Origin of the sequence: Pseudomonas sp. MF6396, from assembly GCF_002018915.1 — a bacterium.
Classification (GTDB): domain Bacteria; phylum Pseudomonadota; class Gammaproteobacteria; order Pseudomonadales; family Pseudomonadaceae; genus Aquipseudomonas; species Aquipseudomonas palmensis.
The window spans coordinates 176,820-187,034 of record NZ_MVOK01000012.1 but is presented as its reverse complement, the minus strand read 5'-3'; the positions used below and the strand labels follow the sequence as shown (position 1 = coordinate 187,034).

Below are 10,215 nucleotides of genomic sequence, written 5' to 3'. Positions count from 1 at the left end.
GGGACGTGGGGCTCGAGGTCGGCCACCAGCGCCACCGGCTCTTCGGGCACCGGCAGCACCAGGCTGCTGGGGTGATCCTCGACGGCGACGGGCGCGCTCGCGACCGGGGCGGGCTCGACGGCTACCGGCTCAGGCAAAGTCGGGGCGATAGGCTCCAGCGCCTCTGGCACTGGGGTTTCGGGCTGTTCGACAACAGGTTGCTGGGGCTTTTTGCGCAGCCAGCCGAACAGGCCTTTCTTTTCACCGGCCGCAGCCGGGGTCTTTTTGTCGTCGTTGGAACCAAACATGGAAGACGGCTATCTCAGGGTAGCGATGCGCCAGTGTGGCGCCTCAAAATTCTTCTAACGCAGAACAGACTATGGTCAAGCCGACTGGTTCATGCGCAACATTTTGTCGGGACGCCTGCAACGCTTGATCTCGACAGGCATGGTCGTCAGGCAACCGGATCAGTATCCTAGCACCTCCTAGCCCGCCGACGCTAAGGCCATGCGGGCAGCCCTACAGGTTGAATCATCAATGAATGCTCTAGCCCGCCGCGCCGCCGGCCTGCTGCTCAGCACAATTGTCATGCCCCTGGTGGCGGTTGCCGCCGACGTCCAGCCCACCCATGAATTCACCCTCGACAACGGCCTCAAGGTCATCGTGCGTGAAGACCATCGCGCCCCGGTGGTGGTATCGCAGGTCTGGTACAAGGTCGGCTCCAGCTACGAGACCCCGGGTCAGACCGGCTTGTCCCATGCCCTGGAACACATGATGTTCAAGGGCAGCAACAAGCTGGGGCCTGGCGAAGCCTCACGCATCCTGCGTGACCTGGGCGCCGAAGAGAACGCCTTCACCAGCGACGACTACACCGCCTACTACCAGGTGCTGGCCCGCGACCGCCTGGGCGTGGCCCTGAAACTGGAAGCCGATCGCATGGGCAGCCTGCGCCTGCCGCCCGAAGAGTTCAGCCGCGAAATCGAGGTCATCAAGGAAGAGCGCCGCCTGCGCGTCGACGATCAGCCCAACTCCAAGGCCATGGAGCTGTTCAGCGCCATGGCCCACCCGGCCAGCGGCTACCACACCCCGACCATCGGCTGGATGGCCGACCTCGAACGCATGAAGGTCGAAGAGCTGCGCCACTGGTACGAAGCCTGGTACGTGCCCAACAACGCCACCCTGGTGGTGGTCGGCGACGTCACCGCCGACGAGGTCAAGGGCCTGGCCCAGCGTTACTTCGGTGCCATCCCCAAGCGCGCCACACCCCCTGCCAAACTGCCGCTGGAACTGGCCGAGCCGGGCCTGCGCCAGCTCACCGTGCATGTGCGCACCCAACTGCCGAGCCTGATCTACGGCTTCAACGTGCCGGGCCTGGCCACCGCCAAGGACCCGCGCAGCGTGCACGCCCTGCGCCTGATCGCGGCCCTGCTCGACGGCGGCTACAGCGCGCGCATGGCCACCCGCCTGGAACGCGGTCAGGAACTGGTGGCCGGCGCGTCGGCCAGTTACAACCCGTTCACCCGTGGCGACAGCCTGTTCGTGCTCTCCGCGGTGCCCAACACGCAGAAGAAAAAGACCCTGGCCGAGGTCGAAAGCGGCGTCTGGAAGCTGCTCGACGAGCTGAAAACTACCCCGCCAACCGCTGAAGAGCTGGAGCGCGTGCGCGCCCAGGTGATTGCCGGGCTGGTCTACGACCGCGACTCGATCAGCAGCCAGGCCACCACCATCGGCCAACTGGAGACCGTCGGGCTGTCGTGGAAGCTCATCGACAAGGAGCTCGACGAGCTCAAGAGCGTGACCCCGGCCGACATCCAGAGTGCCGCCCGCACCTATTTCACCCGCGAACGCCTGAGCGTTGCGCATGTATTGCCCGAGGAGCAGGCGCATGACTGAGCACACCACCCCACGCCACACCCCGAAGGGCCGCGGCGTATTCGGCGCGTTGCTGCTGAGCGCCGTGTGCCTGGCCGGCCCCGCCCATGCCGACACCACGGCCACCAAGCCCGGCGCCAACCTGCAATCGCTGGCCGAGCTGGACGGCAAGGCACCGAGCCGACGCAACCTCGACATCAAGACCTGGAACACCGTCGAAGGCGCCAAGGTGCTGTTCGTCGAAGCCCACGAACTGCCGATGTTCGACCTGCGCCTGACCTTCGCCGCCGGCAGCAGCCAGGACGGTAACCTGCCGGGCCTGGCCACCCTGACCAACGCCATGCTCAACGAAGGCGTGGCGGGCAAGGACGTCGGCGCCATCGCCGCCGGCTTCGAAGGCCTGGGCGCGGATTTCGGCAACGGTGCCTACCGCGACATGGCGGTGGCCTCGCTGCGCAGCCTGAGCGCCAAGGACAAGCGCGAGCCGGCCCTGAAGCTGTTCGCCGAAGTGGTGGGCAAGCCGACCTTCCCTGAAGACGCGCTCAAGCGCATCAAGAACCAGATGCTCGCCGGCTTCGAGTACCAGAAGCAGAACCCCGGCAAGCTGGCCAGCATCGAGCTGTTCGAGAAGCTCTACGGCAAGCATCCCTACGGGCACCCCAGCGATGGCGACGCCAGGAGCATCCCGCCGATCACCCTGGACCAGCTGCGCGCTTTCCATGCCAAGGCCTATGCCGCCGGCAACGTGGTGATCGCACTGGTCGGCGACCTCAGCCGCACGGAAGCCGAGGCGATTGCCGCGCAGGTCTCCGCCGCGCTGCCCAAGGGCCCGGCGCTGCCCAAGCTGGCACAACCGAGCGAACCCAAGCCGGGCGTCAACCACATCGACTTCCCGTCCAAGCAGACCCACCTGATGCTGGCCCAGCTGGGCATCGACCGCGCCGACCCGGACTACGCGGCCCTGTCGCTGGGCAACTCGATCCTCGGCGGCGGCGCCTTCGGCACCCGCCTGATGAGCGAAGTGCGCGAAAAGCGCGGCCTGACCTACGGCGTGTACTCGGTGTTCAGCCCGATGCAGGTGCGTGGCCCGTTCATGATCAACCTGCAGACCCGTGCCGAACTCAGCGAAGGCACGCTCAAGCTGGTACAGGACATCCTGCGCAACTACCTCAAGACCGGCCCCACCCAGCAGGAGCTGGACGATGCCAAGCGCGAACTGGCCGGCAGCTTCCCGCTGTCCACCGCCAGCAATGCGAGCATCGTCGGCCAACTGGGAGCCATCGGCTTCTATGACCTGCCGCTGAATTTCCTCGAGGACTTCATGCAGAAGTCCCAGAGCCTCACCGTAGAGCAGGTGCGTGCTGCCCTCAACAAGCACCTGGCCGCCGACAAGATGGTCATCGTGACCGCCGGGCCGAAGGTGGCGCAACAGCCGCTGCCACCGCCCACTGACAAACCCGCCGAGCAGCCGCTTGGCGTACCGGAGCATTAATGGCCAGTCCATCCGCCAAATCCAAGGCCGCCGCCCACGGCGGCCAGGGCCAGTTGCGCATCATCGCCGGCGAGTGGCGCAGCCGCCGCCTGAGCTTTCCTGACGCACCGGGCCTGCGCCCTACCCCCGACCGGGTGCGCGAAACCCTGTTCAACTGGCTGACCGCGCACATCGAGGGCGCCCGCGTGCTGGACGCCTTTGCCGGCAGCGGCGCGCTGTTTCTCGAAGCGCTGTCGCGCGGCGCGGCCTCGGCCGTGGCGCTGGACAGCAACCGCGCCGCCATCGAGAACCTCAAGGACAACCTGGAGCTGCTGCGCTGCCCCACCGGGCAGGTGATCCAGACCGACGTGGTGCGCTACCTGCAAGGCGAACCCAAGGCCCCGTTCGACGTGGTGTTCCTCGACCCGCCCTTCCACCAGGACCTGCTGCCGGCCACCTGTGCACTGCTCGAAGAGCGCCACTGGCTGGCCGAGCACGCGTGGATCTACACCGAAAGCGAAACCGCGCCGTCGACCCTGCAACTGCCGGGCAACTGGCGTCTGCACCGGGAAAAGAAGGCCGGTCAGGTGCACTATGCCTTGTGGGAGCGCGGCTGAACGTCGCCCCGCCTCCAGCAAACTGCGGCCGCCGCCTGAGGTGCTTTGCCTGATCGTGCTCCGGCGCTCCCCAGGCACGGCACCGATCACCAACCGGCTTGTGCGTGCCGCCTGCACCACCGCCGGGCTGCTGACCCTCAGCAGCCCGGCACTCGCCCAGCACACCCTTCCACGACCTCAGCCTCGCCAACCGACAGCCCTTGCCCGAAGTGACGCCTGCTGAATATGCTTTGGCGGCAGCAGACCTGCGCTTGCGCACATACACTGATCACAGGGTCTGCCGCCCGCTCAAGAGACCTCGACGATGTCCAGCGCCACCCCACCCCCGTTCAAGCCAGCCACCGGCCTGCGCAACCCCCATGTGCAGACGCTCTGGGGCCCGCGCTGGCGCAAGTCGCCACCGCTGGCGCATCGGCGCGAGCGCCTGTGGCTGGCCGACGGCGATTTCCTCGACCTGGACTGGCACGGCCCGCTTGCCACCACCACGCCACTGGTGGTGGTACTGCACGGCCTGACCGGCTCGTCGACCTCCCATTACGTCATCGGCCTGCAGCGCGCCCTGGCGGCGCAGGGCTGGGCCAGCGTGGCGGTCAACTGGCGCGGATGCTCGGGCGAGCCGAACCTGTTGCCGCGCAGCTACCACTCCGGCGCCAGCGAAGACCTGGCCGAAGTCATCGCCCACCTGCGCACCCAGCGCCCGCAGGCACCGCTGTACGCGGTGGGTTATTCGCTGGGTGGCAACGTGCTGCTCAAGCACCTGGGGGAAGCGGGTACGGCCAGCCAGTTGCAGGCGGCCGTGGCGGTGTCGGTGCCGTTTCGCCTGGACCAGTGCGCCGACCGCATCGGCCTGGGGTTTTCACGGGTGTACCAGGCGCACTTCATGCGCGCCATGCTGGGCTACGTGAAGGACAAGCAGCGCCACTTCCAGCACCACGGTCACCATGAGGGCCTGGCAACCCTGGATCGCCTCGGCCCGCTGGAAAACCTGCGCACCTTCTGGGATTTCGACGGCCGCGTGACCGCGCCGCTGAACGGCTTCAGCGACGCCCACGACTACTACCAGCGCTCGTCGAGCCGCTACTACCTGGGTGAAAACCGTACGCCCACGCTGATCATCCATGCCCAGGACGATCCGTTCGTGTTCAGCCACAGCCTGCCAGGGGCCGCCGAACTGGCCAGCCAGACCACCCTGGAGCTGCACCGTCATGGCGGTCACGTGGGCTTTGTCGACGGCAGCCTGCGCCAGCCCGGCTACTACCTGGAGCGGCGCATTCCACAGTGGCTGGCCAGCGGGGCCTGATCAGTCGCCCTTGGCCACCGGACGCTGCGGGTCGGTGATCCACTCGCTCCACGAACCGGCGTACAGCCGCGCCAGCGGATAACCGGCCAAGGCCAGGGCGAACAGGTTATGGCAGGCCGTCACCCCCGAGCCGCAATATGCCACCAGCGCCTGCGGCTGGCGCGTACCGAGCAAGGCGGCAAAGCGCTGCTTGAGCTGCTGGGGCGACAGAAAACGACCATCGGGCCCCAGGTTGTCGGTGAAGGCCGCGCAATGCGCACCGGGGATATGCCCGGCCACCGGGTCGATGGGCTCCACCTCGCCGCGAAAACGCGGCAGCGCACGGGCGTCGAGCAGGGTCAGGTCGGGCGTGCCCAGGCCATTGGCCAACTCGGCGGCGTCCAGCACCAGGCTCGCATCGGGCTGCCCGCTGAAGTTGCCTTCACGCTTGTCACAGGCATCCAGGCTCAGCGGCAACCCGGCCGCGTGCCAGGCCTTGAGCCCGCCATCGAGGATCGCCACCCCGTCGCGCTTGCCCAGCCATGCCAGCAACCACCAGGCCCGCGCGGCAAAGGCCCCGGGGCCATCGTCGTAGAGCACCACGTCGCTGTCGTTGTCGATGCCCCAGCTGCGCAGCCGTTGGATCAGTTGCTGCGGGTCGGGCAAGGGGTGGCGACCGGTCACGCCCTTGACCACCGGCCCGCTCAGGTCACGCTCCAGGTCGGCGAAGTGCGCGCCGGCGATATGCCCTTCGGCATAGCTGCGCTGGCCATAGTCGACGTCTTCCAGGGCAAAGCGACAATCGAGAATCACCAGCTTCGGAGCGCCCAGGCGCTCTGCCAGTTGCTGGGGTGCGATCAGTTGCGCGAGTGGCATGTCGGTCTCCATATCGATTCAAAGGGGGTGGGCGGCCTACTGTTCCAGTGCCTGGTCCAGCGGCACGTAGAATTCCTTGCACAGCGCATCCACTGCAGGGCGCGCGCTGGCGGTGACGAAACCGAGCTCCAGCACCAGCACCTGGTACACGCCGCGCTTGATCGCCTCTTCGCTCAGGTGCGCGGAGTGCTCGCGGGTGGTGCACAGAAAGCGCACCCAGGAGGTCAGCACGATCCAGGCATTGAGGGTCAGCGATTCGATCTGCACGGTGTCCATGGCCACGATGTCGGCCTCGACGAAACCTCGGTAGATGGCCTGGCCCTGCAGCAGGCAGCGCTGCGAAAAACGTCGGTAGCGCGCAGCCAGGGTCGGGTCGTGGCCGAGCAGGTGTTCGAGGTCGCGGTGCAGGAAGCGGTAGTTCCACATCGCCGACAGCAGCGCCTCGAGGTAGAAGCGCTTGTCCTCGACGGTGGCGGCGCGCCCCTGGGGCGGGCGCAGAAAGCCTTCCACCAGCGCCTCGTACTGGGTGAACAGCACGGCGATGATCGCCTGCTTGTTGGCGAAGTGGTAATAGAGGTTGCCAGGCGAGATTTCCATGTGCGCAGCAATGTGGTTGGTGCTGACACTGCGTTCACCCTGCTGGTTGAACAGCTCGAGGCTGTTCTGCACGATGAGCTCGCGGGTCTTGATGCGCGGTGCCATGGTCAGCTCCAAAGGCATGAGCTTGAAGGAATAGGCTTATCTTACGGCGTATCCGCCACGGGATGTACCACCTGCACAACCGGCGTATATGCTCCAGGCACACTTGCCCTGCCACGGAGCCCGCATGCCCCTCCAGACCCTGTTCGAACAGCAGCGCCGGGCCTTTGCCGGGCTGCCCATGGCGCCGGCGGCGCAGCGCCTGCAGTGGCTTGCCAGCCTGCGCCGGCTGCTGCTGGCGAACCAGTCGGCCCTGGTCGCGGCGATCGACCGCGACTTTGCCGGGCGCAGCGCCGACGAGACCCTGCTGGCCGAACTGATGCCCAGCGTGCAGGGCATTCGCCACGCCGAGCGCCACCTCAAGGGCTGGATGAAGCCGGTGCGGCGCACGGTGGGCCTGGCGTTCCAGCCGGCCAGCGCGCGGGTGCTGTACCAGCCGCTGGGCGTGGTGGGCATCATCGTGCCATGGAACTACCCGCTGTTTCTGGCCATCGGCCCGCTCACCGCGGCGCTGGCAGCGGGCAACCGGGTGATGCTCAAGCTCAGCGAAGCCACCCCGGCCACCGCGGCGCTGCTTCAGCGCCTGCTGGGCGAAGTGTTTCCCGACGACCTGGTCAGCGTGGTGCTGGGCGATGCTGGCGTGGGCGAGGCCTTCTCGCGCCTGCCGTTCGATCACCTGCTGTTCACCGGCGCCACCAGCATCGGCCGCCAGGTGATGGCGGCGGCAGCCACCAACCTGACCCCGGTGACCCTGGAGCTGGGCGGCAAGTCGCCAGCCATCGTGTCGGCCAGTGTACCGCTGGCCCAGGCTGCCGAGCGCATCGCCTTCGGCAAGACCCTCAACGCCGGGCAGACCTGCGTTGCCCCGGACTACGCGCTGGTCCCGCGCGAGCGCCTGGAGGGCTTCGTGCAGGCCTATCGCGAGGCAGTGCTGCGGTTTTATCCACAGGTGCGAAACAACCCGGACTACAGCGCGATCATCAATGTGCGCCACCTGGCGCGCCTGGAAGGCTATTTGCGCGATGCCCGCGACAAGGGCGCCAGCGTGCTCGACCTGTACCCCGGCGAAGCCCGCGAAGGTCGGCGCCTGCCGCCGCAGGTGCTGCTGCAGGTCGATGACAGCATGCAGTTGATGCAGGACGAGATCTTCGGCCCGCTGCTGCCGGTGGTGCCCTATGACAGCCTGGCCGAGGCGCTGGCCTATGTGAACCAGCGCCCGCGCCCGCTGGCGCTGTACTACTTCGGCCACGACCGTGCCGAGCAGCGGCGGGTGCTGGAGCAGACCCATTCCGGCGGCGTGTGCCTGAACGACACCCTGCTGCACGTGGCCCAGGACGACCTGCCGTTTGGCGGGGTCGGGCCGTCGGGGATGGGCAACTACCATGGGCACGAGGGCTTCAAGACCTTCAGTCATGCCCGGGCGGTGTTCGCCAAGTCGCGGGTGAATGCGGCGCGGCTGATCTATCCGCCGTATGGGAAGGCGCTGCAGCGGTGGGTCTATCGTCTGTTCATTCGCTGACGTTGCAGCGACTCCATCGCGGGTCAGGCCCGCTCCCACAAAGAGATGCATAGCCTGGGGGAGCGGGCCTGACCCGCGATGGGGTCGATACTTTCAAGGCACCAGACACTCGGCCTGCAGCGGGTGACAAGCATTATCACGCCTGTCTATAGTGCCTTGAGCCGGCGATGGCGACTTGGCCGACCGCAGCTGCTGCGATACCATCCGACTCCCAAACGCACTCCTGCCAGGACGACGCGATGAACCGAGTGTTGTACCCAGGTACATTCGACCCTATTACCAAAGGCCATGGCGATCTGGTCGAGCGGGCCTCCCGGCTGTTCGACGAGGTGATCATCGCGGTCGCCGCCAGCCCCAAGAAGAACCCGCTGTTCCCCCTGGAACAACGGGTAGAGCTGGCGCGTGAGGTCACCAAGCACCTGCCCAACGTGCAGGTCATCGGCTTCTCCACGCTGCTGGCGCATTTCGCCAAGGAGCAGCAGGCCAATGTATTCCTGCGCGGCCTGCGCGCGGTTTCGGACTTCGAGTACGAGTTCCAGCTGGCGAACATGAACCGGCAACTGGCGCCCGACGTCGAAAGCCTGTTCCTGACGCCGTCCGAGCGCTATTCGTTCATATCCTCGACCCTGGTGCGCGAAATCGCGGCGCTGGGCGGCGATATCACCAAGTTCGTGCACCCGGTAGTGGCTGACGCCCTCACCGAGCGCTTCAAGAAGTAGCCGCGCCCGCATCGAAAACCGCGCCCGCGTGCACTGCGGGCGTTAATGCGGCACAATTGTGCCCATTGGTTTTCATATGCCCGGGCCTGACGCCCCGGCCGGAGTCCCCATGTCCCTGATCATCACCGACGATTGCATCAATTGCGACGTCTGCGAACCCGAGTGCCCGAACGCCGCCATCTCCCAGGGCGAAGAGATCTACGTGATCGACCCCAACCTGTGCACCCAGTGCGTTGGCCATTACGACGAACCGCAGTGCCAGCAGGTCTGCCCGGTCGACTGCATCCCGCTGGATGAAGCGCACCCGGAAACCGAAGACGAGCTGATGGCCAAGTACCGCAGGATCACCGGCAAGGCCTGATACAGGCCGCTAGGTCTGGCAGCGCGGGCAGAACACGCTGGCGCGCTGGCCCAGGGTCACGTTGCGCAGCACCGTGCCGCACACCTTGCACGGTTCTTCCCCGCGCCCGTACACGAACAGTTCCTGCTGGAAGTAGCCCGGCTGGCCGTCGCCGCCGATGAAGTCGCGCAGGGTGGTGCCGCCACGCTCGATGGCGGCGGCCAGGATGCGCTTGATCTCGATGGCCAGGCGCAGGTAGCGCGCCCGCGAACTGCCCCCGGCCGGGCGCCGCGGGTCGATGCCCGCCGCGAACAGCGCCTCGGTCGCATAGATGTTGCCCACCCCCACCACCACCGCGTTGTCCATGATGAACGGCTTGACCGCCATCGAGCGCCCGCGCGACAGCTGGAACAGCCGCTCGCCATCGAACAGGTCGGTCAGCGGCTCCGGGCCCAGGCGCAGCAGCAGCTCGTGCTGCAACGGGTCGGGGGCCCAGAGCATCGCGCCAAACCGGCGCGGGTCGGTGTAGCGCAGCGCCAGCCCCGACTCCAGCTCGATGTCCACATGCTCGTGCTTGGCCGCCGGCAGGCCGATCTCCACCAGCCGCAGGTTGCCCGACATGCCCAGGTGGCTGATCAGCGTGCCCACCTCGGCGTTGAGCAGCAGGTACTTGGCACGCCGTTCCACCGACACGAAGCGCTGCCCCGACAGGCGTACGTCGAGGTCTTCGGGTATCGGCCAGCGCAGGCGCCGTTCACGCACCACCACACGGCTGACACGCTGCCCTTCAAGGTACGGCGCAATGCCGCGGCGGGTGGTCTCGACTTCAGGTAGCTCGGGCATG

The 10,215-nt window shown here is 67.0% G+C and carries 10 protein-coding genes and 1 pseudogene; 7 read left to right on the top strand and 4 right to left on the bottom strand.

Annotated elements, in window-relative coordinates; all coding sequences use genetic code 11:
- A pseudogene (locus MF6396_RS14720) lies at positions 1-287 on the bottom strand (signal recognition particle-docking protein FtsY); the annotation flags it as partial.
- 229 nt (positions 288-516) lie between these two features.
- Here MF6396_RS14720 and MF6396_RS14715 point away from each other — a divergent pair.
- The 4 genes from MF6396_RS14715 to MF6396_RS14700 all read left to right on the top strand — a co-directional run bounded on the left by MF6396_RS14715 (position 517) and on the right by MF6396_RS14700 (position 5,239).
- On the top strand, positions 517-1,872 hold the full coding sequence (locus MF6396_RS14715; RefSeq protein WP_078480719.1) for a M16 family metallopeptidase: 1,356 nt from the start codon (positions 517-519) through the stop codon (positions 1,870-1,872).
- The gene (locus tag MF6396_RS14710) at positions 1,865-3,343 is read left to right on the top strand and encodes a M16 family metallopeptidase (RefSeq protein ID WP_078480717.1); all 1,479 of its coding nucleotides are present in this window, start codon (positions 1,865-1,867) and stop codon (positions 3,341-3,343) included. Before MF6396_RS14715 ends, MF6396_RS14710 begins: the two co-directional genes overlap by 8 nt.
- Positions 3,343-3,939, top strand: a complete 597-nt coding sequence (rsmD, locus tag MF6396_RS14705) for a 16S rRNA (guanine(966)-N(2))-methyltransferase RsmD (protein WP_043859992.1) — start codon at positions 3,343-3,345, stop codon at positions 3,937-3,939. Before MF6396_RS14710 ends, rsmD begins: the two co-directional genes overlap by 1 nt.
- Before the next feature lie 304 nt (positions 3,940-4,243).
- Entirely contained in the window at positions 4,244-5,239 is a 996-nt protein-coding gene (locus MF6396_RS14700; RefSeq protein WP_078480715.1) for a hydrolase, read from the top strand.
- Here MF6396_RS14700 and MF6396_RS14695 read toward each other — a convergent pair whose 3' ends face one another.
- Positions 5,240-6,094, bottom strand: a complete 855-nt coding sequence (locus tag MF6396_RS14695) for a sulfurtransferase (protein WP_054915562.1) — start codon at positions 6,092-6,094, stop codon at positions 5,240-5,242.
- A 36-nt stretch (positions 6,095-6,130) separates the two neighbouring features.
- A complete protein-coding gene (locus MF6396_RS14690) occupies positions 6,131-6,796 on the bottom strand; it encodes a TetR/AcrR family transcriptional regulator (protein WP_043859994.1) in 666 nt (221 codons plus the stop codon).
- Positions 6,797-6,884: 88 nt separating this feature from the next.
- Here MF6396_RS14690 and MF6396_RS14685 point away from each other — a divergent pair, with 88 nt between their 5' ends.
- The 3 genes from MF6396_RS14685 (at position 6,885) to MF6396_RS14675 (ending at position 9,392) form a co-directional block, all read left to right on the top strand.
- Positions 6,885-8,312 carry a coniferyl aldehyde dehydrogenase gene (locus tag MF6396_RS14685; RefSeq protein ID WP_102063805.1) on the top strand — a complete coding sequence of 476 codons (1,428 nt, stop codon included), beginning with the start codon at positions 6,885-6,887 and terminating at the stop codon, positions 8,310-8,312.
- A 239-nt stretch (positions 8,313-8,551) separates the two neighbouring features.
- Positions 8,552-9,031 (top strand): pantetheine-phosphate adenylyltransferase, encoded by a 480-nt coding sequence (gene coaD / locus MF6396_RS14680; protein WP_043859996.1) that lies wholly within the window; start codon positions 8,552-8,554, stop codon positions 9,029-9,031.
- A 109-nt stretch (positions 9,032-9,140) separates the two neighbouring features.
- Complete coding sequence (locus tag MF6396_RS14675; RefSeq protein WP_011531711.1) at positions 9,141-9,392, top strand: YfhL family 4Fe-4S dicluster ferredoxin; 252 nt, start codon at positions 9,141-9,143, stop codon at positions 9,390-9,392.
- Between the two features lie 9 nt (positions 9,393-9,401).
- Here the strand turns inward: MF6396_RS14675 and mutM are convergent, their stop codons facing one another.
- Positions 9,402-10,214: a bifunctional DNA-formamidopyrimidine glycosylase/DNA-(apurinic or apyrimidinic site) lyase gene (gene mutM, locus MF6396_RS14670; RefSeq protein ID WP_078480712.1), complete on the bottom strand. Its 813-nt coding sequence runs from the start codon at positions 10,212-10,214 to the stop codon at positions 9,402-9,404.
- Position 10,215 lies beyond the last annotated feature (1 nt).